Origin of the sequence: Bradyrhizobium guangzhouense (genome assembly GCF_004114955.1) — a bacterium.
Taxonomy (GTDB): domain Bacteria; phylum Pseudomonadota; class Alphaproteobacteria; order Rhizobiales; family Xanthobacteraceae; genus Bradyrhizobium; species Bradyrhizobium guangzhouense.
Map to the genome: position 1 here is coordinate 301,407 of NZ_CP030054.1, position 23,871 is coordinate 325,277.

The following is a 23,871-nucleotide window of genomic DNA, read 5'->3' on the forward strand; positions in this document are numbered from 1 at the left end:
TTTGCGCCAATGTTTCTCTTTCTACGCTAGCCTACGATCCGACGAGCCACGTTGTTGCGTCATCTTCCATCGTGGTTTTTCTAATCGTCCCCATCTGAGGCGCTCGTGGGGGGCGCTCTCAAGCGAATGGGGCTCTCGTGATAATCCAGTCGGCTCAAGCGGAGGCGATCTCGCGCGGCGCGCGCATGCTGCGCAGCGCGCTCGGGCCTGCGGTCGCGCGCTATCTCGAAGACGATGCCGTCATCGAAGTGATGCTCAATCCCGATGGGCGGCTCTGGATCGACCGCCTGTCCGGCGGTTTGGAGGATACCGGCCAGCAGCTGTCACCTGCGGACGGGGAGCGCATCATTCGGCTGGTCGCGCATCATGTCGGTGCAGAGGTCCATGGAGCTGCTCCCCGGATCTCGGCCGAGCTGCCGGAAACCGGAGAGCGGTTCGAGGGATTGTTGCCGCCGGTCGTGGCTCGGCCGACCTTTGCGATCCGAAAGCCAGCGGTCGCTGTCTTTACGCTCGACGATTACGTCGCCGCCGGGATCATGCGCGCCGGTCAAGCCGCGATGCTGCGGGACGCCGTTGCCGGGCGACAGAACATCCTCGTCGCGGGCGGCACGTCGACAGGCAAGACCACGCTGACCAATGCGCTGCTGGTGGAGGTTGCCAAGACCTCCGACCGGGTCGTTCTGATCGAAGATACCAGGGAGCTGCAATGCCTGGCAGCAAACCTCGTGTCTCTGCGAACCAAGGACGGCGTGGTCTCGCTGTCTGACCTCGTGCGCTCTTCACTTCGGCTGCGGCCGGATCGAATTCCAATCGGTGAGGTCCGAGGCGCGGAGGCGCTCGATCTCCTCAAGGCCTGGGGCACGGGGCATCCCGGCGGCATCGGCACGATCCACGCAGGTTCTGCGCTCGGGGCGCTACGTCGCCTGGAGCAGCTCATCCAGGAGGCGGTCGTCACCGTCCCGCGCGCGCTCATTGCCGAGACCATCAATGTCATCGCCGTCCTTTCGGGGCGCGGCGCCGATCGCCGCCTTGCCGAGCTCGCCCGCGTCGAGGGCATCAGTGCGGGCGGCGACTACAGTCTTTCACCAGCAGGAGATCTCAAGTGAACCATCGCCTCCAGACTTCGCAAGCTTTCACCCTGGCCTTGATTGCCATGACCACGACCGCTACCCCCGTCATGGCCGCCGGCTCCAACATGCCCTGGGAGCAGCCGCTCAACCAGATTCTGCAATCGGTCGAGGGGCCTGTCGCCAAGATCATCGCGGTCATCATCATCGTGGTCACAGGCTTGACGCTGGCCTTCGGCGATTCGTCCGGCGGCTTTCGCCGGCTGATCCAGATCGTCTTCGGCCTGTCGATTGCCTTTGCGGCTTCGAGTTTCTTCCTGTCGTTCTTCTCGTTTGGCGGCGGCGTGGTGATCTGATGCAGGAGGGCGTCGCAGGCTTCCTCGTGCCGGTGCATCGCGCATTGACCGAACCGATCCTGATGGGCGGAGCGCCGAGAGCTGTTGCGATCGTCAATGGCACGCTCGCAGCGGCACTTGGATTGGGATTGCGCCTGTGGATCGCGGGCCTGCTGCTCTGGGCGCTCGGCCACGCCGCAGCTGTATGGGCCGCAAAGCGCGATCCCGCTTTCGTCGAGGTCGTACACCGCCACCTGCGAATTCCCGCTCATTTCGATCTTTAGGAACCTTTCCCATGTTGAATCTTGCCGAATATCGCAAGTCGAACACCCGCCTTGCGGACTTCCTTCCCTGGGCCGCGTTGGTCGATGAGGGCATTGTCCTGAACAAGGATGGCTCGTTCCAACGCACGGCCAAATTTCGCGGGCCCGATCTCGACAGCGCGGTACCGGCGGAGCTCGTCGCAGTCGCCGGCCGGCTCAACAATGCGCTGCGCCGCCTTGGCTCGGGCTGGGCGGTCTTCGTCGAAGCCCAGCGTCACTCCGCGGGAGCATACCCGCCGAGCATGTTCCCGGACGTCGCCTCCGCGCTCGTTGACGCCGAGCGCAAGGCCCAGTTCGAGGAGGAGGGCGTCCACTACGAGTCGAGCTACTATCTTACGCTCCTTTATCTTCCGCCGCCGGAAGATGCCGCAAGGGCCGAGCGGCTTCTCTATGAGGGCTGCGCTCGCAACGAAGATGCCGATGCGCGGCAGGTGCTGGCTGGCTTCGTTGATCGGACGGCGCGCCTCCTGCAGTTGATCGAAGGCTTCATGCCCGAATGCCGCTGGCTCGATGACAGCGAAACACTGACCTATCTTCACGCGACGATCTCGACAAAGCGCCATCGTGTCCGCGTCCCGGAGATCCCGATGTACCTGGACGCTCTGCTGGCGGATCAGCCGCTCTCGGGAGGGCTGGAGCCGATGCTGGGAGCGGCGCATTTGCGGGTGCTCACGATCGTCGGCTTCCCGACCGCCACGACCCCTGGGATTCTTGATGACCTCAATCGGCTTGCCTTCTCCTATCGCTGGTCGAGCCGAGCCATCATGCTCGACAAGCTAGAAGCCACAAGGCTGCTAACCCGAATTCGCCGGCAGTGGTTCGCCAAGCGGAAGTCTATTGCCGCGATCCTGAAGGAGGTGATGACGAACGAAGCATCCTCGCTGCTGGATACCGATGCGCACAACAAGGCGATGGACGCGGACGCCGCGCTCCAGGAACTTGGATCCGACGAGATCGGAGAGGCCTTTGTCACCGCCACTGTCATCGTTTGGGATCTGAATGCAAGGGCGGCCGACGAAAAGCTACGCCAAGTGGAAAAGGTCATTCAGGGTCGCGATTTCACCTGCATGGTCGAGACGGTCAATGCCGTCGAGGCGTGGCTCGGCAGCCTCCCCGGCCATGTCTACGCCAATGTTCGGCAGCCTCCGATCTCCACCTTGAATCTCGCGCACATGATTCCTCTCTCTGCCGTCTGGGCAGGCGAGGCGAGGGACCAGCACTTCAACGCGCCGCCGCTGCTCTTTGGCAAGACGGAAGGCTCGACGCCATTCCGCTTCTCCCTTCACGTTGGCGACGTCGGGCATACTCTTGTTGTGGGACCGACCGGCGCCGGCAAATCGGTTCTGCTCGCGTTGATGGCCCTTCAGTTCCGCCGCTATCCCGGCTCGCAGGTGTTCGCGTTCGATTTTGGCGGCTCGATCCGGGCGGCCGCGATCGCCATGGGCGGCGATTGGCACGACCTTGGTGGCGCGTTGTCGGCCGATGATGGCGCACCGATCGCATTGCAGCCGCTGGCCTGGATCGACAATCCCGCCGAACGGGCCTGGGCGACTGACTGGGTGGCCGCTCTTCTTACACGAGAGAAGGTCGATCTTTCTCCAGAAGGCAAGGACCATCTGTGGTCGGCCCTGACCTCGCTTGCCTCGGCACCGGTACCCGAGCGGACGCTAACCGGGCTTTCTGTCCTTCTGCAGTCGAACGTCCTCAAGCGCGCTCTCCAGCCCTATTGTCTGGGTGGGCCCTATGGGCGGCTGCTGGATGCAGAATTCGAGCGGCTTGGGGAAGCCTCAGTCCAGGCATTTGAGACCGAAGGACTGATCGGAACGGGGGCTGCGCCGGCCGTACTCGCTTATCTTTTTCACCGGATCGGTGACCGGCTCGACGGCAGGCCTACATTGATCATCGTCGACGAGGGGTGGCTAGCGCTCGATGATGCCGATTTCGCAGGACAGTTGCGGGAGTGGCTGAAGACGCTCCGAAAAAAGAACGCCTCGGTGGTGTTTGCCACCCAGTCCCTTTCCGACATCGACGGCTCGGCAATCGCCCCCGCAATCATCGAGAGCTGCCCGACGCGGCTGCTCTTGCCAAACGAGCGCGCGATCGAGCCGCAGATCACAGCCATCTATCGCCGGTTCGGGCTCAATGATCGCCAAATCGAACTCCTGAGCAGGGCAACGCCGAAGCGCGACTATTATTGCCAGTCTCGCCGAGGCAACCGCATGTTCGAGCTTGGCCTCGGCGAGGTCGCACTCGCCTTTACAGCCGCATCAGCCAAGTCCGATCAACTCGCAATCGAGCACCTGGTCGCCGAGCACGGCGCCGAGGGGTTTCTAGCGGTCTGGCTTGAGCACCGCGGAGCAAGCTGGGCTATCGACCTCATCCCGAATCTGAAAAATCTGGAGTCATCACGATGAGCCTTCGACGCTTGCGTTTCGCCATCACGATCCTTGTTGCATCGGCTTTTTCTAGCGGCACAGCGCGTGCCCAGTGGATTGTGTTCGATCCCAACAATTACGTTCAGAACGTGTTGACCGCCGCTCGCGAGCTGCAGCAGATCAGCAACCAGATCACCTCGCTGCAAAACGAAGCGCAGATGCTGATCAACCAGGCAAAAAACCTGGCGAGCCTGCCCTATTCTTCGCTTCTGCAGCTTCAGACCTCCATCCAGCGCACCCAGCAGCTCCTTGGTCAGGCGCAGCACATCGCCTACGACGTCCAACAGATCGACCACGCCTTTGCCACAAGCTATGCGCCGGCAACAAGCAGCCAGTCCGATGCCGCGCTGTTTGCGGGAGCGCAGGCGCGCTGGCAGAACTCCGTCGGAGCGCTTCAGGACGCTCTTCGCCTCCAAGCCGGCGTTGTGGGCAACCTCGACACCAATCGCATTCAGCTGTCCGCCCTGGTGAGCTCGAGCCAGAGCGCCAGCGGCGCGCTCCAGGCAACCCAGGCCGGTAATCAGCTCCTCGCTCTTCAGGCCCAACAGCTCGCCGATCTCACCGCGACCGTCGCGGCCCACGGCCGGGCACAGGCTCTCGAAGCAGCCCAACGCGCAGCGGCCCAAGACCAGGGCCGCGAACAGCTGCAGCGCTTTCTGACTCCTGGGCCCGGCTATCAATCCTCCAACGTACAGATGTTTCACTGATGAGGGATCCGAAAACTATCAAGGCGGTGTCGATCGCAATCACCGTCTTTGGCGGCATAGTGGCGATCATCGCATGCACGCTCACGCTGCAGAATCATGCGGGTGAGCTCGAACACCAGCCGATGACCGCCCAAATACCGAGTGTGCACGAGGCTGACCTGATCCGTTGCCGTGCCGTGACATCCACGCAAACTGATGCCTATGAGACTTGCCGGAAGGTCTGGGCAGAAAGCCGCCGGAGCTTCCTTGGGCAGAAGACGGACTCGAAGGGTTCGTCAGTTGGCTCTTCGGCGGAAGAGGCTTTGGAAGCAAAGGATCAGAGCCGATTGCCTCAAGGCTATCTAGCCCGTCCTGCGGTAGGGGGCGACCAATGACCGGCACGGGCATCATCGACCAATTCCTGGAGACTTTTACACGCTACATCGACAGCGGCTTTGGTCTCGTGGGCGGGGAGGTCGGTTACCTCGCAACGACCCTCGCTGCGATCGACATCACGCTTGCAGCGTTGTTCTGGAGCTGGGGCGCGGACGACGACATCATCGCGCGGCTGGTCAAGAAGACGCTCTTCGTCGGGGTTTTTGCTTACCTGATCGGAAATTGGAACAGTCTCGCCCGTATCGTCTTCGAGAGCTTTGCGGGCCTTGGGCTGAAGGCCTCCGGCACCAGCTTGTCGGCCGGCGATTTCGTGCGGCCGGGCAAGATCGCGCAGGTGGGCCTCGATGCAGGCCGTCCGCTCCTGGACTCGATCTCCAGCCTGATTGGCTACATCAGCTTTTTCGAGAACTTCGTCCAGATCGTGGTTCTGTTGTTTGCCTGGGCAATCGTGCTTCTTGCCTTCTTCATTCTGGCCGTTCAGCTTTTCGTGACACTGATCGAGTTCAAACTCACTACATTGGCCGGATTTGTGCTGATTCCCTTCGGCCTGTTCGGCAAGACCGCCTTTGCGGCAGAGCGCGTCCTCGGCAACGTGGTCTCATCAGGCATCAAGGTGCTGGTGCTGGCTGTGATTGTCGGCATCGGCTCAACACTGTTTTCGCAATTTACGTCGGGCTTCAACGGCGCCCAACCGACCATCGAAGATGCCATGACATTGGTTCTTGCGGCGCTCTCGCTGTTGGCGTTGGGGATCTTCGGACCGAGCATCGCAAGCGGGCTGGTCTCCGGTGGGCCGCAACTCGGCGCAGGATCTGCGGTCGGTACAGCACTTGCCGCAGGCGGCGCCGCGGTGGCGACAGCCGGGCTTGCTGCAGGTGCGGCAGGTCTCGCCGGCGGAGCGCTCGTGGGCGCCGGCAGGATGGGCGCAAGCGCTGTCACGGGCACCGCAGCGGCATATCGCAGTGGCGGCCTCACGGGCGTCGCAAATGCGGCCGCCTCTGCAGCAGCAAGTCCACTTCGCAGGATGGCCTCGACGGTTGGCGGAGGCGGTCAATCGACGAGCACTTCAGCTCAGACCGCGAGCGGTAGCCCCACTTGGGCTCAGCGCATCAAGCAAGGTCAGGGCCTTGATCGGGGGGTATCGGCGGCAGTTCATGCAGTCAAATCCGGCGATCCCGGTGGCAGCGGCAGCTCGGTCGATCTCTCCCAGGAAGAGCGCCGATGAGAGGGATTTCCGAGAACGGCGCATGGCCGTCGAACTCCGCTCGGCCTGTTCCGATGATCAGCTGTTCTCGTGGGTCCTCTGCAGTGCGTCGGCTGGGTCGTCAATGCGTCATTCAAGCCTCTCGCATTCTGTCCTTGACGCTGACGCCAGCTCTGATCTGGCAAGCGATCCATGGCCAGATCCCGTCCGACACGTCGCTGCGCCAACGGCCCCTTCTTCTCGGTGTCGCGGGTGCGAAGGCAGGATTGGGCTCGGTTCTTTTGCCGCGCAATCCGGCGCAGCTCCCGGAAGTAAGGGGACTCAGTCGCAGCATTCGCCGCCGGCGGTGCAGAAGCTGCCACATCGTACGGTGCTTGTGCGTGTTCGCGCGCGTGATCCGCATCGAGCAGCCGACATGAGCAAAACGCCGTCTGCTGCCGGCTCGCTACGATGGATCAGGGATACTCAGGGGAAGTTCAATGTTTAAGAGATCAGCAACGCATTATGGCCGCGCGCCGGCGGCACTCACCCCTTATCAGAAGGCAGGTCAAGTCTGGGACGAGCGCATCGGCTCGGCCCGCCTGCAGGCGAAGAACTGGCGCTTGATGGCGTTCGGCTGCCTTGCTCTGTCTTGCAGCCTTGCCGGCGGGCTGATCTGGCAATCGACACAAGGAACGATAACGCCGTGGATCGTCGAGGTCGACCGGCTCGGTCAAGCTCAGCGGGTCTCGCCTGCAAGTTCCGACTACGACCCGACGGATCCACAAATTGCCTGGCACCTGGCGCGGTTCATCGAAGATGTGCGCGCCCTGCCATCCGATGCCATCGTGCTGCGGCAGAATTGGCTCCGGGCCTACGACTTCACGACCGATCGCGGGGCCGTCGCACTCAATGAATATGCCAGGGCAAACGACCCATTCGCCGGGCTCGGCAAGGCGCAGATCTCGGTGGAAGTCTCCAGCGTCATACGGGCCTCGCCCGACAGCTTTCGTGTCGCATGGATTCAGCGCGCTTACGAGAACGGCTCGCTCGCCTCGACCGAGCGATGGACAGCCATCCTGAGCATCGTCATCCGAACGCCGCGTGATGCCGATCGGCTGCGCAAAAATCCTCTCGGAATCTATGTGAATTCGATCAATTGGTCCAAGGAGTTGGGGCAGTGAAAGTATATCCTTGCGAGTTCAGGACAGCGCCAATGAAGAGGGGCATCACTTCCGCAGCCGTCATGCTTGGCTGCATGCTCAGCGGCTGCTCGACCTTCATTCCACCCGAAATCAGCTATGACACAGATGTGCCGCCGCTGCCTGTGGCGGCAGCGCCGGCGGATGATCGTCCGCGTCCCCTGCATGTGCCTCCATCCTGGAAGCCGTCGCTTGGCGGCAAGCCGGGCACCAAGGAGGATGTCGAGCCGGTCAACCGGATCGAAATCGCCAACAGTGCGGCGCGCGTCGAGCCGAGGCGGAGAGGCTATTTCAACGCCGCACAGATCTACAGCTATAGCCCGGGCGCGCTCTATCAGGTCTATGCCGCGCCGGGACAGATCACCGACATTGCTCTTGAGGAGGGGGAGCAGTTGACCGGCTCCGGCCCGCTCGCAGCCGGCGACACCGTGCGATGGGTCATCGGCGACACCGAAAGCGGCAGCGGCGAGGAGCGCAGGGTGCACGTGCTGGTCAAGCCGACGCGCGCCTCCATCGAAACCAACCTCGTGATCAATACTGATCGGCGCACCTATCTCCTCGAGCTCCGCTCGCGCGAGAAGCCCTACATGCCATCGGTCGCGTGGTACTATCCGCAAGATCGGATCAAGCGGCAGCAATTGACTCCTGTTCCGCTGCTCCCAGAGCTTGCACAACGGCGCTTTCGGTATGCGATCGAGGGGGACAATCCGCCGTGGCGCCCCCTTGCAGCCTACGACGACGGCCGAAAAGTCTACATCGAGTTCTCGCAAGGTATCGTCCAAGGCGAAATGCCGCCGCTGTTTGTGCTCGGGCCTGACGGTAAGAGCGAAATCGTCAATTATCGCACCTTTGGCAGCGTCCTGATCGTCGACCGCCTGTTTGCGGCTGCCGAACTGCGGCTTGGTGGAGAACATCAACAAAAGGTTAGGATCGTCCGCACCGACGGGAGGTTTTCGTCATGACGGAAGAACACCGCGAAGATGAGACCTCCCCGGACGGCGAACAGGAGACAGGTGAGCTCGAGGATGGGTTTCGGCTCCGGCCCGAATACCCGAGCGTCACCCGCTTGTCTCGCAAGGTGCTGCTGACCGGATCCGCGCTCTGCCTGGCGCTGGTCGCCGCGGCGGCGACGTGGGCGCTCCAGAAACAACGGCCGCGTGAGGCCGCTTCCGAGGAGCTCTATCTGGCTGAGCGTCACAATGTTGCTGAGAGCGTCACAGCGTTGCCGCCGGACTACTCGAAGGTCACCCCTCCTGTCCCCCAGCTTGGTCCACCTCTTCCCGGCGATCTCGGCAGACCAATCCTGGCCGCCAAAGGCCAGATCGCCGCGCCAGGCGCTGCGGCCGACCAGGAACAGCAACGCCGTGACCAGGAACAAGAGGCGGCTCGTGTAAGCCGACTGTTCGCCTCTACCAATGTGAGGGACACGGCAGCGTCGAGCGGAGCCCAAGCAGGTGGCGCCAATGCTCCCTCCCTGATCCCCAGCAGCGAGGATGGGTCACTGCAAAACGCTCAGGACCGGAAGCTCGCCTTCGTAAATGCGGCCACCGATCGACGAACGACCAGTCCAGACCGCCTCGTGAAGGCGCCATCACCTTACGTGGTGCAGGCCGGATCGGTTATCGCCGGGGCCCTGATCACCGGCATTCGCTCCGATCTGCCTGGAATGATCACAGCTCAGGTAAGCGAGAATGTTTATGATACGCCCACCGGGCGCTTTCTCCTCATCCCCCAGGGCGCCAGACTGACTGGCATCTATGACAGTCAGGTGAGCTTCGGCCAGAGCCGCGTGCTGCTCGTTTGGACCCGGTTGATCATGCCGAACGGCCGCTCGGTCGTCTTGGAGCGCCAACCGGGGACAGACACGCAAGGCTATGCCGGCCTTGAAGATCAGGTTGACAACCATTGGGGTGAGCTGTTCAAGGCGGCGGCGCTGTCGACCTTCCTGGCTGTTGGCTCGGAAGCGGGTGCAGGTTCCGATGCGAGCAATAGCAACAGCGCAATCATTGGTGCCCTCAGGCGCGGTGCATCAGATTCGCTGAACCAGGCCGGCCAACAAGTGGTCCGCCGTAGCCTCAATATCCAGCCGACCTTGACGATACGCCCGGGTTACCCGGTCCGCGTCCTGGTCAACCGTGATCTCATTCTTGAACCTTATAGAGGCTAGCCGCATGCCTAAATTGAAGATTGCAGCGCTTGTGGACGATCGGCCTGTCAAAATGACGGTCGAACTCGCGGCCCATGTTCACCGGGATTTGCACGTCTATGCCGATGTGCTGGCGAAGCAAACCGGACAGGCCGTCGAACCTGCCAAGCTCATTGGCCCGATGTTGGCGCGCTTCATGGCGACAGACCGGGCTTTTGCGAAATCAAAACGTCAAGCCCGCTCTTCCCCTCCTGAAGAATAACATTCTCTCAGAAGGGCTAGGAAGTGGGCGACAACAGATCTTTCATCGCCGGTTCTGACATGAGCTGACATTGTGATCCGACTGGGTCCCCTTGCGTCGTGCAGTTCGCGATACACCACCCCTGGGAATCCGGCGTGAGCTTCGGATGCCAATAACGGCGTGACGCCGCGGCCAATGCTGACGAGACTGGTCAGCTTGCTGCGGCTCACGTCGCAGGCTTCGATTAAGGCCCCGTTTCCATGAGCCGCCAGTTTGCAGACCAGAAGGTCTTCGACTTCTCTTGCGGGATCATCGCGGCTGACGAGAACGGTTCGACTGTGCAGATCGGCGCAGGAGACCGACTCGTTCTGAGCTAACTCATCATTCTTGGCGAGTGCGATGAGAATACCTTCACGCCATAGGGGAAAGGCCGCCGTGAGCAGCATGGAAGATAGACCGTCTGGCGCGATGGCGATATCGAGCGAGCCCGTCTGAAGCGCGATCAGGAGTTCCGGCATGACGCGTTCAAGGACGGCGACCTTGATTTCCGGATAACGGCTTTGAAACTCGGCGATCGCAGGTGTTATTCGTCCTGCGGAGACGAATGGGCAGAAGCCGATAGCCAGGTGATCCGCCCGCTTGGACAGGGTCAAGACTGTCGCCTTCGATAATGAATCGACCTGCTCGATGATAAGCTTTGCCGTCCTCAGGAATGTCGTACCAGAGGCTGTTGGATTCATCCCGTATCTCGATCGCTCGAACAAGCGGGTACCAACCAGGCATTCCAATCGTCCGATCGCCCGACTGATGGCCGAGTGTTCGACACCCAGCACCCTGGCTGCGCTCCGAATGCTGCCCGCTTCATTGACTGTCACAGCAACGCGCAGATGTTGTAAACTTATTGGATTGGATATTGGTCGCTGTGTCTGACAGGCAAGGTGGTCGATTGGAGGCATTTACAAATCAAGGTGCGGCGATTTAAGTCGGATGAGTTCTGCGGGCAGCGAGCCGGCAGTCAGGCGGCGTGCGACAGGACTGGAGTCCAGAGAACTGGGCCGGCGAGTCCACCGGCCGCACGTATCCTGTCCAAAGCATTGAGCGTGATTTCCAGGTGGCCGGCGACAGCAAGCGTGTTTCCAATTTCACAAGGCGATGCAATCCGGCGAAGCGGCCATCCTGCGCGCCTCAGAATTCGCTCCATCCGGACGTCGGTGACTGTGACGATGCTCGTGAGCTGTCGAGACAGACCAAACTCAATCATGCCCGCGAAGAGTTCGTAAGTTGCCCTCGCAAGCCCGTGTGCCGCCTTCGGAGCATCTGAAGGAAGATCAACTGCAAAGCGGCTGCTCTCCCACACATGAGGATCCGATGGGGCAGGGCACTTTCCCAGGAGCACAGAAAAGGTGTCGCGGATCATCGTCGGGCCGGTTGTCGGCAAAAGGCGAACCGACCCCTGCACCAGTCCCTCGACCGACGTTTGGACGAGATATACCGGACCTAGCGCGTCAAACTCGTCGGTCTCCATCTCGCCGGAACTGTGAACGCTCCAATCTAATCTTTGCTTGAAGACGCGATGCCGCAGCCTGTGCATGGCCGCTAGCGTTTGGGAGAACGCGCCGTGAAATGGTTCGGCAATCAGTTGAATCATGACCCCTCCTGTCCGGATTTCGACTATATGGGAGAGCCGGGTGCAAATGGCACCACGTACAACTAGAGGGGCGGCGCGGCCCTAATCTTGCCTAACTGCCTTAGCAGCGCCAAGTCGTGAAGTCGCTTCGGCCAATGTCCTCACGCCCAGCTTGTTCTTTGCATTATTCAAATAGGACTTCACGGTATTTGGCGATATCTGCAGGATCTGCCCAATCTCCCATGTGGTCTTGCCCTTTGCGACCCAGTCGAGGCACTCCATTTCGCGACGTGAGAGTTCAACGTTAGCGATCATCAGTTCATGAGAAAGCTTTTGCCGCACGCGCCGGTCGAAAGAAATGGCCATGAACTGGAGGACCTCCGAGCGGCGCTCTATGCTCAATTGAAATGCTCGGTCATTCTGGTCGGTGGCAAACGTCAAGGCGGCCATGGAGGCGCCGTTGTGGATTGGAACGGTGAATCCCAATCGGATCCCACACTGAGCAGCTTCGTCGAGCAAGCTTCGCTGCGCCCGAGAAATCAATCTATGAGGTTCCCTGTGGTCCCAGCTAAAGGGCTCCGTGGTCTCCAGCGCACGCTCGATAATGGGGTCGAGGCGCTCATAGTGACTGCGCACATAATGCGCAACCCAATTGGCGGGATACGTGGAAATCACGAGGGCGTTCTCACCCCGTCTCTTCGGCCAGGCCAGATAAGCCAAACATGGCAGCTCAAGTGCGCGTCCGGTGACCGCCAAGGCGTCGCTAAAGCCATCAGCGTGGTTCGCGTTGATCAGCAGATTGAGAAAATTTTGGAAGATACGGTGCGTGCTCATTCGCATACGATTCGGTAGAGAAGATGAGCGACGTTACGAGTCCCTTTGCTGCGTAAAGGCAAGTTGTTCGAAAGTCTCGCGACGTCACACTGTTAACCGACCAGCGATCGAGCTGCACCTATTCAGCTCACGTCCACTTTCGACACGGCGCAACCGACATCACTGTTCTGGGCGGTTCTGTAGGCGAGAACCGCCAAAGAGCGCAAGGACGACAAGCCCTGATAGTTTGGCGGTCATCTTCCACACACGCAACTACACTTAGAGGCCGCAGTCCTGCGCTCATCGCAGAATTTGGCAGGATAAATGCGCGTACGCCGGGATTCTTCGCGGATTTACTCCCAAAGTGGTCCTACGTTCTCTACGGCAGGCGAGGCGGGGCTGAGGAAAAGCTAAGAGATAATTTTTCGTAGGCAGACGGGGCCGTGCGCGTCAAGCGCCGCCCAGCGTTCTGCTCGCCGTCCAGTTGGAGACTTTTCTATGCGTCGTCGAAGCGGCCTTTCGAAAATGCCTACACTTTTGCGATCATTGCTCTCGATCGCCAACTAAGGGGACGACGGCAAGAGACGGGGTTCTGAAGTGCATGAATTGATCAGGCAGACCGCCTGCAGTGTTGTCGAAAAATTGCGGAATGGCGAAGTAAGCCCCCTGGAGCTGCTGGACGCGCTGGAGCAGCGGATCGGGCAAGTCGACGGCAAGCTTAACGCGCTGCCCATCCTTTGTTTTGATCGCGCGCGCACACATGCTCGTACGCTGATGGAGCGACCTACCGGCGCACGTGGGCTGCTGGCCGGTCTTCCCGTTCCCATCAAAGATCTGATTGACGTTGCCGGCACTCGCAACACACAGGGCTCCCCGATCTTCAGGAACAAAATAGCTGAGACGTCGGACATCTTGGTCGAGCGCATCGAGCAGAATGGTGGTGTTGTTTATGCAAGATCGAACACCCCCGAGTTCGGAGCGGGGGCCAACACGGTCAATGAACTCTTCGGAGCAACGCTCAATCCGTGGAATCCAGCTCGCTCTGCTGCTGGCTCGTCCGGAGGTGCCGCGGTTGCGATCGCCGCCGGCATGGCTTGGGTTGCGCATGGCTCTGACATGGGGGGCTCACTCCGAAATCCGGCGAGCTTTTGCGGTGTAGTGGGTCTTCGGCCGAGCTTGGGCCGAGTGGCCCGAACTCCCAAATCTAAAATCGACCGCAACCTCGGCATACACGGACCAATGGCGCGCAATGTCGAGGACGTTGCGCTCCTGTTGGACGCAATGAGTGGTGAGCATCCTGCCGATCCACTGTCCTTGCCGGCACCCGCAGAATCGTTCCTGACGACCACGCGCACGGCAAAGAGACCAAGACGGGTTGCCTATTCGGCCGATCTGGGCATTACACCCGTGGATCCTCAAATTGTGGAAATTACCCGCGGCGCTGCAGCGCGCTTCGTCGAACTTGGTGTAATCGTCGAAGAAGCTCACCCCGATCTTCGAGAAGCTCAAGAGTGCTTCCACGTTCTCCGCGCATTCGATTTCGCTATTAGCAAAGCTGCTCTACTTCGAAGCCATCGCGATCTGCTCAAGCCGGACGTCGTTTGGAACATCGAAGAAGGGCTGAAGCTTTCTATCGAGCAACTCGAACGCGCCGAGGAGCAGCGAGTTGCCATGGTGGTGCGCGTACTTAAGTTTTTCGAGAAGTACGATCTTCTCTTGACGCCGGCAACAATCGTAGAGCCTTTCCCCGTGGCCAACAGCCACGTCATGGAGTGCGACGGCAGACAATTTGAGAATTACGTGGATTGGGTTGCCATCGCTTTTGCAATCACCCTCGTCTGTTGCCCCGCGATGTCTCTGCCCTGCGGTTTCACGAGTTCCGGCCTTCCGGTAGGCTTGCAAATGGTCGCTCCCCCTCGAGCCGACGGGCAGTTATTGGCCGGTGCTAAACTGCTTGAAGATAGTTTGGGGCTACTCGGCAGTACGCCGATCGATCTGGGGCTCGCAACATGAATGGCACAATCGCGGTTCTCGGCTGCGGGCTTATAGGCCAAAGCTGGTCGGCGCTATTCACTGCCTATGGTTATGACGTCGTCGGCTGGGATCCAGCGCCAAAATCGCAGTCCCTGTTGCAAGAAGCGATTTCTCGATGTCAGAAGCAGGTTTTTCGTCCCTCGGAACTTGAATCAGGCCTTGGTTCCTTTCGCCTTGTCGAGACACCGGAACAGGCGGTTTCCGACGCCTTTTGGGTTCAGGAAAACGCACCCGAAGTGCTCGAGTTAAAAGGAGAGCTCTACGGCCGCGTTGAGGCGGCAGCCCATCCCGATACGGTACTCGCAAGCAGTACATCCTCTCTAACTTGGTCACAGCTTGCCACCAGCCTAAAACGAACCTCGCGATTCATTACTGCTCATCCCTTCAATCCTCCACACATCATGCCGCTAGTGGAGATTTATGGGGCCGATGCTGATCTTCGGACGACGGCTGTGTCGTTCTTTCGCGGGCTCGGCCGCGAGCCAGTTCTTTTAGCCCGCGACGTAGTAGGGCACATCGCCAACCGGCTTGCTTCAGCACTCTGGCGTGAAGCGGTCAACTTAGTCGCCGAGAATATTGCTGATGTCGCCGCTGTCGACGCGGCGCTCGTGCATGGACCTGGGCTGCGCTGGTCAGTGGTCGGTGCACATATGGCCTACCACCTTGGTGGGGGTCCTGGGGGAATTGAGCATTACCTGCGACATCTCGGGCCTAGCCAGGAACGCCGATGGGCCACGCTAGGTCAGCCACAGCTTACTCCCGATGTCTGTACCCGTCTGGTCGCTGGCGTCCATGCAGAGGCGGATGGCAGATCGATTTCCGAATTAGAAGGTGAACGTGATCGCGCACTCTTGAGACTCCTTGCCGCGCGGAGTTCAATTTAAGCATATGGACAAGCTCAGCGTGGGTTGACTTCAGCGACAATTGGAAGACAACCTGTACATCCGAGCCGGCGCTCGCAGGACTGACGCGCCGTTGACATTGGCCAAAGCTGTTGCCTGACGGCGCTATCAAGCGTGAATTGCACCAAACAATCATCATTGCCAAGCCGCCGACGGCGCGTGGCACGCTCCCTCAGTCTGAGCTGCTGCCGGTTTGATGGACACCGAGATTAGGTGTTTCATGAAGCCGGAGGTGGGCGATGAAGAGACGGAAGTTTAGTCGCAAGTTCAAGATCTAGGCGGTCAAGCTGGTCCGGAAACGCGGGGTGTCGGTGGCACAAGCCGGCCGCGACCTGGACGTTCATGAGAACGTTCTGCGCAAATGGGTCAAGGAGTTCGGCTGCTGATTCCGCTTGATGTCGCCCACCATTCCGGGATGATGTCGCCCGGGGTATCGCAAGAGCGAACCCGGGGTGACGAGGCCTCTTCTGGCTCCGATACGGTCCCGCCTTTCGTTGCGAAGGGGGACCTGGATGCCGACGGAGAGGCTTGCGATGCGCCATGTGCGCGATGTGATCAGATTGAAGTCGGCTGGGATGCCGACCCGCGAGATTGCGCGGCGGTTGGGGACGGTGCCTTCGACGGTGCGGTTGACGATCCGCCGGTTTGAAGCGGCGGGGCTGACCTGGCCATTGCCCGACGGCATCACCGACGCTGTGCTGGAAGCCCGGTTGTTCGCCAGCGCGGGAGCCGGTCTCGGCACCCGGCGTGGCCATCGCCGGCAGGCGGAGCCGGACTGGGCGGCGGTGCACCGCGAGCTCCGGCGCACGCACGTGACGCTGTCGATCCTGTGGGAGGAGTACATCGCGGGCGAACCCGGCGGGTATCGCTATTCGCGGTTCTGCGAGCTCTACCGGGCCTGGGAAGGCCGGCTGTCGGCGACGATGCGCCAGTCGCATGCAGCCGGCGACAAGCTGTTCGTCGATTATGCGGGCGACGGCGTGCCGGTGGTGATCGACCGGTTTACCGGCGAGCGGCGCACCGCGCAGATCTTCGTCGCGGTGCTCGGCGCATCGAGCTTCACCTGCGCGCAGGCGACCTGGACGCAGGGGCTCGCCGACTGGATCGATGGCCACGTCGGCGCCTTCGAGGCGATCGGCGGCGTGCCGGCACTGCTGGTGCCGGACAACACCAAGGTCGCCGTGATCAAGGCCTGCCTGTACGATCCGCAGATCAACCGCAGCTACGCCGACATGGCGGCGCAATACGGCACCGCCATTCTGCCGGCCAGGCCCACGGCGGCCACGGGACAAGGCCAAGGTCGAGCAGGCGGTCCTCATGGTCGAGCGCTGGCTGCTCGGACGGCTGCGCCATCGGACCTTCCACAGCCTCGCCGAGGTCAACGCGGCGATCGCCGAGTTAATGACCCGGCTCAACGAGGAGCGACCGATCCGGCGGCTCGGCGTGACCCGCCGCAAGCTGCTGGAGGAGATCGACCGGCCGGCACTCAGGGTCTTGCCGGAGAGCCCTTACGTGTTCGCCGAGTGGCGGATCTGCCGGGCCAGCATCGACTACCACGTCGAGGTCGAGGCGCATTACTACAGCGTCCCGCATCGCTTCGTCCGCGCCGAGGTCGAGGTGCGCTTCACCGCCCGCACCGTGGAGATATTCCACAAGGGCGAGCGGATCGCCGCGCATCAGCGCATGAGCGGCAACCACAAGCACACCACCGTGCCGGAACACATGGCGTCCAGTCATCGGCGCTACGCCGGCTGGACCATCGAGCGCATCCGCAAGGAGGCCGCCGCGATCGGGCCGGCCACCGCCGCGCTGTGCGACCTGATCCTCGATGAACGCACGCACCCCGAGCAGGGCTTTCGCACATCGGCGCGCACCTACGGCTCAGTCAAATCGATCCTCGCCAACAATCTCGATCGGCGGCCTTCACCCAAGCGGCCCGCGGACGACGCGCCGATCCTCCATCCCAACAACCGCGGGCCGCGCTACTACAACTAGGAGATCACGCCTTGCTCACGCATCCGCCCCTCGATCAACTCTACACGCTCGGCCTGCATGGCATGGCGAAGGCGCCTTCGCCGACATCGAAGCCGGCGGCGAGGCCGCAAGCCTCGGCCACGCCGAATGGCTCGCGCTCCTGCTCGAACGCGAAGCGTCGCTGCGACGCGACAAGCGGCTGTCGAAGCGGCTGCAATACGCCAAGCTGCGCCAGGAGGCCTGCGTCGAGGACATCGACTATCGCACCCCGCGCGGCCTCGACCGCAGCCTGCTGACGATGCTGGTCGAAGGGCAATGGATCGACGACCACGCCACCTTTTGATCTGCGGGCCCTCCGGCGTCGGTAAGAGCTGGCTCGCCTCAGCGCTCGGCAACAAGGCCTGCCGCGACAATCGCTCCGTGCTTTATCAGCGCGTCCCACGGCTGTTTAGCGATCTCGCTTTGGCGCGCGGCGACGGCCGCCACTCCCGCCTGCTGCGCGCGCTTGGCCGCGTCGATCTCCTCATCTTTGATGGTGTGGACGGCCTCACCTCAACGGCATCATAGTGCCAAGGCGTGGTCGCCAGAGCGCCACAAAGAAGGGGGACCGTCCGAGATGAAGTTTATTAGAATAGGCGTTGATCTCGCCAAGAACTATTTTCAGATTAATGCGCTGTCTAGTGAGGATGCACCAGCCGTAAAGCGCAAGCTGACGCGCCGGACGATGCGCGAGTTCTTCTCGAGGATCGAGCCGTGCCGCGTTGGCATGGAGGCTTGCGGCTCAGCCCACTATAGGGCGCGCGAACTGAAGGCCATGGGACACGATGTGTCTCTGATGCCGCCGGCCTACACAAAACCCTATGTCAAGCGAGGTAAGAACGATGCCGTCGATGCGGAAGCCATCTGTGAAGCGGTCTCGCGCCCTGCCATGCGTTTTGTGCCGATCAAGAGCGCTGATCAGCAAGCGACCCTGATGTGGCACAAGACGCGCGAGCTGCTGGTCAAACAGCGAACGATGAGCGTGAACGCTCTACGCGGCCATTTGGCCGAATTCGGTCTTGTCGTCGCCAAGGGCACCGGCCGCGTCGACGAGCCTTTAGGCCTCGCAGAAGGCGATGCGACTCTTCCCGACGCCGCTGTCCTGGCCGCGAGGGTTCTCGGTCAGCAAATTGATGCGCTCGGAGGCGCACTCGATGATTTGGAGAGGGAGATCGCCAAGGCTCACGCGCTCAGCGAGACGAGCCGTTCGCTCGGAGAAATTTCCGGCGTTGGCAAGCTTGTTGCCTCGGTAATTACAGCCAGTGTACCAGACCCAAGCGTATTCAATTCGGGACGGGATTTTGCTGCCTGGCTGGGTCTGACGCCCAGGCAAATTTCAAGCGGGGGTAAACCAACTCTCGGAACCATCACCAAGGCGGGTAATCGATATATAAGGAAGTTACTCGTTCTCGGAGCAACATCGCTTCTAAACGTTGTGGAAAAACGCCGCGGCGGCTTGCGCGACTGGATTGTCGGGCTTTTGGCTAAAAAAGCCGGCGCGGCTTGTGACCGTCGCCCTCGCCAACAAGCTTGCTCGGATCATCTGGGCAATGATGAAAACCGGAGAATGCTTCCGCACCGAGATGTTCGCCAAACTTTGAGTGTCGGACAGCCGCATCGAAGAGTTATAAGCTTGGTAAGTGCAAGAAAGGCATGATGAAAGACAACGGTCGCCACCGAAAACCAGGAAAACCCGACCAGTCGTGTGAGCCTCAAAGCTCGCATCCTTGATGTGACCCCTTGGTTGTCGGACTTCATCAGGGCCAGCGGAGATATGATCCGCGCTAAACGCCGGACATACGATCGCAGCCGTCCAAGTCGTTCGAAGTGCCAAATTGTGCTTGCCATCAGAGGCCGTCCACATACGACGACTGGGGCCTCGAGCCGCTTGACGCCGCGGCCCGCCACGACCTCCTGGAGATCCTCGAGGACCGCTACGGCCGCGGCTCCACCATCGTCACCAGCCAGCTCCCGATCGATCAATGGCACGCGCTGATCGGCGAGCCGATGACTTCATGATGCCTCCTCCTTCGAACGCTTGGTGTGTTGTACTCGATTGCGAAGCTGACTGATTTGTTCGTCTGAGAGCTCGATCTGCCATGGCTGGCCTTTGGTTAACTGACGACCTGCCAGCATTCCGCGCGCGAGATAGTCGAATACCGTCTGCGGGGTTACTCCAAGCTCAGCCGCTGCGCCCTGAATCGAGAAGCTGCCGTCGGGCCAGCGCATCGGATTCTTGTCTACGCCGTTGATTTTGACCGTGGGAATGCCCCAGCGGGTGCGCAACAGCCGGACGTTCTCGCCTTTGAAAGCGCAGCCTCGGGCCGCGACAAAGCCTTCCTGATTGAGGATTGCCGCGATCTCGGCATCCATTTTATGTTCAGCATTCAACTCGACGATCCGTCGCCGCAACCGATCAATGTCAATGTAGTTGCGGTAGGTATGAACGCGCCGTTGTACGTGATGCTCGCTGGTTGTGGCGGTCTGCCAGACGACGGGCCAAGCGAGAAGCGTCGAGGCTCACCACAAGGCCGGCGTTGCCAAGGCCGATCTCGGCAATGAGCTTCTGGAAACCATGACGATCCACAGCGCCAGCTCCGGACTTGCCCAGATCCTCGTCAATGACCTGGACGCGCTCCGGCGGCCAGCCCAGACCGATGGCCCGATCGACGAGGCGGTACTGCAGCTCGGTGCTCTCCTGGTGCTGGCGCACCTGGTTCACGGATGACTGCCGCACGTAGACGTAGGCCAACTTGGCTCGGTGTGCGGTCGTGAGCCGCTCGTCAGCGACGGTCGAGCTGATCAGCACGACCCAGTCTCCTTCCGGCCGTGCCGGGAACCGCTTGCATTCGCCGCAGCAGCGTGGCGAGGATTTGAGCGATCTGGGTTTGCGTCGCGGTCGACAGATTCGGCCACAGGCGCGGAATGTCGGCCGTCGGACGGCGGGGTGGATTTGCCAATATCGGCAGGGGTCGATACGCAACGCGACCTGGAAGCGGTCGGTGGGTCATCGCGAATCACCTTCTCGTCGAGAAGGCTCAGACTCGCGCTCAAATGTTGCATCAATGGGATCAGCGTACGGGCACTGATGCGCGGCAGATCGGCGGCGTTCGGGCGAGGCGTGATCGGCGTCTCGACAAGATCCGTCGACGCGATCCGAACTGCCCGCGGCCGGCCGTCCGGCAGCGCGACAACGACGTAGGCGGGACCGCCCCCGACCGCTCCTTCAGCACCTCAAGCCGGTGCCCAAAAAGAAAATGATGCGGGTCAGTGATCGTGACGTGAGACACGACCCGTTCCAAAATAGGGGCACTCTGTTGTGTTTGGTGATCCCACCTACGCCGACGCCGTCCTCGACCGCCTGGTCCATAACGCCCACCGGATCGATCTGAACGGCGAAAGCATGCGGCGAACCCGCAAACCTGACCGAAAGGCCTGAGCCTGTGGCGCTGTGGACATGCCGCTACGCTTGGACAACGCAAGAGCGTTGCCCACATGCCCACAGCAGGAACAACAGAAAAACCCGCCCGTCGAGCCGCGATTCAAGATTGACCACGCGGCTTCGCCGATGCCAGAAACCAGACAGCCAGAACGCCTCGCGCCCCGGGCGACATCAAATCGGAATGGTGGGCGAGATCATCTCGGAATACTGGAGGGTTCAAATAGGTCCCGCGTCGCAGATCTCGCCGCAAGTCCAGCGCGGGACCTATTTGAAGCTGGATTGAACGAAGCCGCGTCTTGTGAGCGAGGACCTATGGGGGCTCGATCTAGGCGCCGGTAGGCGCGATTGACCCGATGTCGGGCCCGCGAGCGAGTGTGGCCGCAGATTGCCGTTGATATTGGCAGCAGAGGATGCCGGCGTCGATAGCGTCGAACGGCGCGTCAAGCCCAAGCGGCTGACTATCGCCCGTTCGCCGCGCGTTGTGAGCGTGCTTGATCGTTCCGACGGAGAACGTCGGCATGGCGATGCCTGCAGTGGGAGCGAACAAGTCGAGGTAGTCGGTCATGATGTATCGCAGCGAGGTGCTGCGCGTCGCGGCGTTTGCGCACGCGGCACAGGCCCAATCTCGACCATGCGGCCTCCGCAGATGGGGCACAAGTCGAGGCGGTGACCAATGAGGATGGCGCAGCGCTCACGATAGTCGACAGCTTCGGCAGGCGGAGGCGGCTCTGGCGCCTTTAGCGCCGCTCGGATGCGCGCGAGTTTGGCGACGCGGCAGGCGTTCGCCAGGAAGCCAAAATGACGGATGCGGCGAAACCCCTTCGGCAATACGTGGAGCAGAAAGCGACGAAGGAACTCCTCAGTGTCGAGCGTCATCACTTTGGATCTGTTGCCAGCGCGATAATCCTTCCACCGGAAGCGGACGTGGCCCTGGTCACAGGTAAGGAGCCGGCCGTTGGCGATTGCAACGCGATGGGTGTAGCGCCCGAGATAGGCCAGAACCTGTTCTGGTCCGCCGAAGGGACGCTTGGCGTAGACGACCCACTCGACCTTGCGGAGGGCGGTTAGATGGCGGGCGAATGCCGCTGGCTCGACGAGGTGCGCGAGATGGCCGAAGAACTGGAGCTTGGTGCCATTGAACGCCGCCTGCAGGCGCTCCAGGAACAGCCGACGATACAATCGTGACAGGACGCGAACGGGAAGGAAGAAGCCGGGGCGACAATGAACCCAGCTTCCATCAGGGGCGATCCCGCCGCCTGGCACGAGGCAATGGGCATGCGGATGATGCGTCAGGGTCTGGCCCCAGGTATGGAGAATGGCGATCATCCCGGTCTCGGCACCGAGATGCTTCGGGTCGGCGCTGATGAGACGGATCGTCTCGGCTGCTGCCTTGAGCAGGATGTCGTAGACCGCCGTCTTGTTCTGCAGCGCGATGGCGGCCACCGGCGCCGGCACGGTGAAGACGACATGGAAATAGGGGACCGGCAGCAGGTCGGCCTGGCGCTCGGCGAGCCATTGGGCGCGCGCGAGCGCTTGGCACTTTGGACAGTGCCGATCGCGACAGCTGTTATAGGCGACGCGGACCAGGCCGCAGTCGTCGCACCGCTCGACGTGGCCGCCGAGCGTCGCTGTGCGACACGCCTCGATGGCCGCCATCACACGGCGCTGATCGGAGGACAGCCGAGGACCCTGCGCGGCACGGAAGGCGCCGCCGTGGCGGCGGAGGATGTCCGCCACCTCGAGCACGGGGCGCATATGCGCAGCTCAGTCGGGTGGGATCACCCTGACGGAGAGTCCATCGAATGGGCTGGTCGTGCGGGCGAGCAGGTTGGTCGCAACCTGAGCGTAGCGCGCGGTCGATCCCAGGTCGGCATGTCCGAGCAGAACTTGAATGATGCGAATGTCGATCCCGCTTTCCAGGAGATGGGTCGCAAACGAGTGCCGGAGCGTATGGACAGTAATCGGCTTGGCAAGCCGAGCGCGGCGGCGGGCGGCGCGGCAGGCCGCCTGGACGCAGCGGACGCTGACATGTTCACTTGGGTCTTGGCCTGGAAATAGCCACAGCCCCGGTCGGGCTCGCATCCAGTACGTACGCAGAATCTCCAGCAGTCGCGGAGAAAGCATCGCGTAACGATCCCTGCCGCCCTTACCGTTCTCGATGTGGATCAACATTCGCTTGCTGTCGATCGAGCTCACCTTCAGGCGGACGACTTCACTAACCCGTAAGCCAGCCGCATAAGCCGTCGCCAGCACGACGCGATTGCGCACCCCTGTAACCGCGTCCAGGAAGCGCTCGATCTCTTCGGCACTAAGCACGAGCGGGAGCTTGTCGGGCTTCTGGCCACCAATGATCCGCTCGAATGCCTCCGTCTGCCCGAGTGTGACGCCGTAGAAGAACCGCAGCGCGCAGGCCACCTGATTGATGTGGGACCACGAGCGCTTTTGGCCGATGAGATGTAGTTGGTAGGCGCGGACCTGCTCGAAACTCAACCGGTCCGGGGCATAGCCGAAATGGCGGCTAAACTTTGCGATCGCATAGATATAGGATTGTTGAGTCGACGGCGACAGATTGCGGACCGTCATGTCCTCGATCATGCGCTGCCGAAGAGGGCTCATCGTAGCCATCTGGGTCTCCTGTCTTGAGAGGGGTGGTGCGAAGACCAACATCCTCTCAGACAGGACACCTCAGTTCAGCAGGTTTGCCCCCTACTGCCGCGTAGCGGGTTCGTTCAATCCTGGGCGAGATCAAATCGGTACACCCCGGCGAGATCATTGGAATCAGCAAGTTCGGCTCCGACCCGGTGCAGGCCTTTCCCGGTCACGGGCAGATGAAGCCGGAGCAGCAGGAGATCGAGCGGCTGCGCCGTGAGGTCGCCAAGCTGAAGGCCGAGCGGGATATCCTAAATAACTGTCCAGCGTCGTGGCGCGCCTGCGCGGGATAGAAACAGCCTTGTGCTATCCTTTAGCTCGGAGGGTAGCGGCCGTCAGCTTATTGGAGGCACTGTCCCCGTTAAAAAACGTGGTCC

General features: G+C 61.4%; 21 protein-coding genes and 6 pseudogenes. 19 read left to right on the plus strand and 8 right to left on the minus strand.

Annotated elements, in window-relative coordinates; all coding sequences use genetic code 11:
• The first annotated feature begins 185 nt into the window (after positions 1-185).
• The 11 genes from trbB to XH91_RS35455 all read left to right on the plus strand — a co-directional run bounded on the left by trbB (position 186) and on the right by XH91_RS35455 (position 10,035).
• Positions 186-1,106, plus strand: a complete 921-nt coding sequence (gene trbB / locus XH91_RS35405; RefSeq protein WP_128930183.1) for a P-type conjugative transfer ATPase TrbB — start codon at positions 186-188, stop codon at positions 1,104-1,106.
• Positions 1,107-1,153: 47 nt separating this feature from the next.
• Positions 1,154-1,423: a TrbC/VirB2 family type IV secretion system protein gene (locus XH91_RS35410; protein ID WP_232995658.1), complete on the plus strand. Its 270-nt coding sequence runs from the start codon at positions 1,154-1,156 to the stop codon at positions 1,421-1,423.
• Entirely contained in the window at positions 1,423-1,686 is a 264-nt protein-coding gene (locus XH91_RS35415; RefSeq protein WP_128929816.1) for a VirB3 family type IV secretion system protein, read from the plus strand. Before XH91_RS35410 ends, XH91_RS35415 begins: the two co-directional genes overlap by 1 nt.
• Before the next feature lie 11 nt (positions 1,687-1,697).
• A complete protein-coding gene (trbE, locus tag XH91_RS35420; protein ID WP_128929817.1) occupies positions 1,698-4,139 on the plus strand; it encodes a conjugal transfer protein TrbE in 2,442 nt (813 codons plus the stop codon).
• Positions 4,136-4,867 carry a P-type conjugative transfer protein TrbJ gene (gene trbJ, locus XH91_RS35425; protein ID WP_128929818.1) on the plus strand — a complete coding sequence of 244 codons (732 nt, stop codon included), beginning with the start codon at positions 4,136-4,138 and terminating at the stop codon, positions 4,865-4,867. The genes trbE and trbJ overlap by 4 nt, the downstream gene beginning before the upstream one ends.
• The gene (gene trbK-alt / locus XH91_RS40225; RefSeq protein ID WP_128955109.1) at positions 4,867-5,241 is read left to right on the plus strand and encodes a putative entry exclusion protein TrbK-alt; all 375 of its coding nucleotides are present in this window, start codon (positions 4,867-4,869) and stop codon (positions 5,239-5,241) included. Before trbJ ends, trbK-alt begins: the two co-directional genes overlap by 1 nt.
• A complete protein-coding gene (gene trbL, locus XH91_RS35435) occupies positions 5,238-6,467 on the plus strand; it encodes a P-type conjugative transfer protein TrbL (RefSeq protein WP_128929820.1) in 1,230 nt (409 codons plus the stop codon). The genes trbK-alt and trbL overlap by 4 nt, the downstream gene beginning before the upstream one ends.
• Positions 6,468-6,925: 458 nt before the next feature.
• Positions 6,926-7,609 (plus strand): conjugal transfer protein TrbF, encoded by a 684-nt coding sequence (gene trbF / locus XH91_RS35440; protein ID WP_128929821.1) that lies wholly within the window; start codon positions 6,926-6,928, stop codon positions 7,607-7,609.
• Positions 7,610-7,641: 32 nt separating this feature from the next.
• Positions 7,642-8,589, plus strand: coding sequence for a P-type conjugative transfer protein TrbG (trbG, locus tag XH91_RS35445; RefSeq protein WP_128929822.1), 948 nt, complete (start codon positions 7,642-7,644; stop codon positions 8,587-8,589).
• On the plus strand, positions 8,586-9,794 hold the full coding sequence (locus XH91_RS35450; protein ID WP_128929823.1) for a TraB/TrbI/VirB10 family type IV secretion system protein: 1,209 nt from the start codon (positions 8,586-8,588) through the stop codon (positions 9,792-9,794). The genes trbG and XH91_RS35450 overlap by 4 nt, the downstream gene beginning before the upstream one ends.
• A gap of 4 nt (positions 9,795-9,798) precedes the next feature.
• Positions 9,799-10,035: a DUF2274 domain-containing protein gene (locus tag XH91_RS35455; RefSeq protein WP_128929824.1), complete on the plus strand. Its 237-nt coding sequence runs from the start codon at positions 9,799-9,801 to the stop codon at positions 10,033-10,035.
• Here the strand turns inward: XH91_RS35455 and XH91_RS35460 are convergent.
• The 3 genes from XH91_RS35460 to XH91_RS35470 form a co-directional block, all read right to left on the minus strand.
• Positions 10,005-10,970: a LysR family transcriptional regulator gene (locus XH91_RS35460; RefSeq protein WP_128929825.1), complete on the minus strand. Its 966-nt coding sequence runs from the start codon at positions 10,968-10,970 to the stop codon at positions 10,005-10,007. The two genes, XH91_RS35455 and XH91_RS35460, sit on opposite strands and share 31 nt — an antisense overlap.
• A 59-nt stretch (positions 10,971-11,029) precedes the next feature.
• Positions 11,030-11,662: an acyl-homoserine-lactone synthase gene (locus XH91_RS35465; RefSeq protein ID WP_128929826.1), complete on the minus strand. Its 633-nt coding sequence runs from the start codon at positions 11,660-11,662 to the stop codon at positions 11,030-11,032.
• Positions 11,663-11,743: 81 nt separating this feature from the next.
• Positions 11,744-12,475, minus strand: a complete 732-nt coding sequence (locus XH91_RS35470) for a LuxR family transcriptional regulator (protein ID WP_128929827.1) — start codon at positions 12,473-12,475, stop codon at positions 11,744-11,746.
• Between the two features lie 576 nt (positions 12,476-13,051).
• Here XH91_RS35470 and XH91_RS35475 point away from each other — a divergent pair.
• The 7 genes and pseudogenes from XH91_RS35475 to XH91_RS35505 form a co-directional block, all read left to right on the plus strand.
• Positions 13,052-14,467: an amidase gene (locus tag XH91_RS35475; RefSeq protein ID WP_128955110.1), complete on the plus strand. Its 1,416-nt coding sequence runs from the start codon at positions 13,052-13,054 to the stop codon at positions 14,465-14,467.
• On the plus strand, positions 14,464-15,372 hold the full coding sequence (locus XH91_RS35480; RefSeq protein WP_128929829.1) for a 3-hydroxyacyl-CoA dehydrogenase NAD-binding domain-containing protein: 909 nt from the start codon (positions 14,464-14,466) through the stop codon (positions 15,370-15,372). The genes XH91_RS35475 and XH91_RS35480 overlap by 4 nt, the downstream gene beginning before the upstream one ends.
• Before the next feature lie 257 nt (positions 15,373-15,629).
• Positions 15,630-15,764, plus strand: a pseudogene (locus XH91_RS35485) (transposase); the annotation flags it as partial.
• Between the two features lie 159 nt (positions 15,765-15,923).
• Positions 15,924-17,385 (plus strand): annotated as a pseudogene (gene istA / locus XH91_RS35490) (IS21 family transposase).
• Between the two features lie 11 nt (positions 17,386-17,396).
• Positions 17,397-17,898, plus strand: a pseudogene (locus XH91_RS35495) (ATP-binding protein); the annotation flags it as partial.
• 82 nt (positions 17,899-17,980) lie between these two features.
• Positions 17,981-19,004, plus strand: a pseudogene (locus XH91_RS35500) (IS110 family RNA-guided transposase).
• Positions 19,005-19,269: 265 nt separating this feature from the next.
• Positions 19,270-19,410: pseudogene (locus tag XH91_RS35505) on the plus strand (ATP-binding protein); the annotation flags it as partial.
• A 6-nt stretch (positions 19,411-19,416) separates the two neighbouring features.
• On the opposite strand, the gene XH91_RS35510 reads toward XH91_RS35505, so the two are convergent.
• Both XH91_RS35510 and XH91_RS35515 read right to left on the minus strand, forming a co-directional pair.
• Positions 19,417-19,776 (minus strand): hypothetical protein, encoded by a 360-nt coding sequence (locus XH91_RS35510; protein ID WP_128929830.1) that lies wholly within the window; start codon positions 19,774-19,776, stop codon positions 19,417-19,419.
• Positions 19,777-19,825: 49 nt separating this feature from the next.
• The gene (locus XH91_RS35515; RefSeq protein ID WP_128929831.1) at positions 19,826-20,212 is read right to left on the minus strand and encodes a recombinase family protein; all 387 of its coding nucleotides are present in this window, start codon (positions 20,210-20,212) and stop codon (positions 19,826-19,828) included.
• Positions 20,213-20,722: 510 nt separating this feature from the next.
• On the opposite strand from XH91_RS35515, the pseudogene XH91_RS35525 reads away from it, so the two are divergent.
• Positions 20,723-20,842, plus strand: a pseudogene (locus XH91_RS35525) (ATP-binding protein); the annotation flags it as partial.
• Positions 20,843-21,170: 328 nt separating this feature from the next.
• Here XH91_RS35525 and XH91_RS35530 read toward each other — a convergent pair.
• From XH91_RS35530 to XH91_RS35540, 3 genes are read right to left on the minus strand one after another with little or no spacing between them, the layout of a single operon-like run.
• Positions 21,171-21,410, minus strand: coding sequence for a hypothetical protein (locus XH91_RS35530; protein ID WP_128929832.1), 240 nt, complete (start codon positions 21,408-21,410; stop codon positions 21,171-21,173).
• A complete protein-coding gene (locus XH91_RS35535) occupies positions 21,407-22,600 on the minus strand; it encodes an IS91 family transposase (protein ID WP_128929833.1) in 1,194 nt (397 codons plus the stop codon). The genes XH91_RS35530 and XH91_RS35535 overlap by 4 nt, the downstream gene beginning before the upstream one ends.
• A 9-nt stretch (positions 22,601-22,609) precedes the next feature.
• Positions 22,610-23,470 carry a tyrosine-type recombinase/integrase gene (locus XH91_RS35540; RefSeq protein WP_164935788.1) on the minus strand — a complete coding sequence of 287 codons (861 nt, stop codon included), beginning with the start codon at positions 23,468-23,470 and terminating at the stop codon, positions 22,610-22,612.
• Positions 23,471-23,871 lie beyond the last annotated feature (401 nt).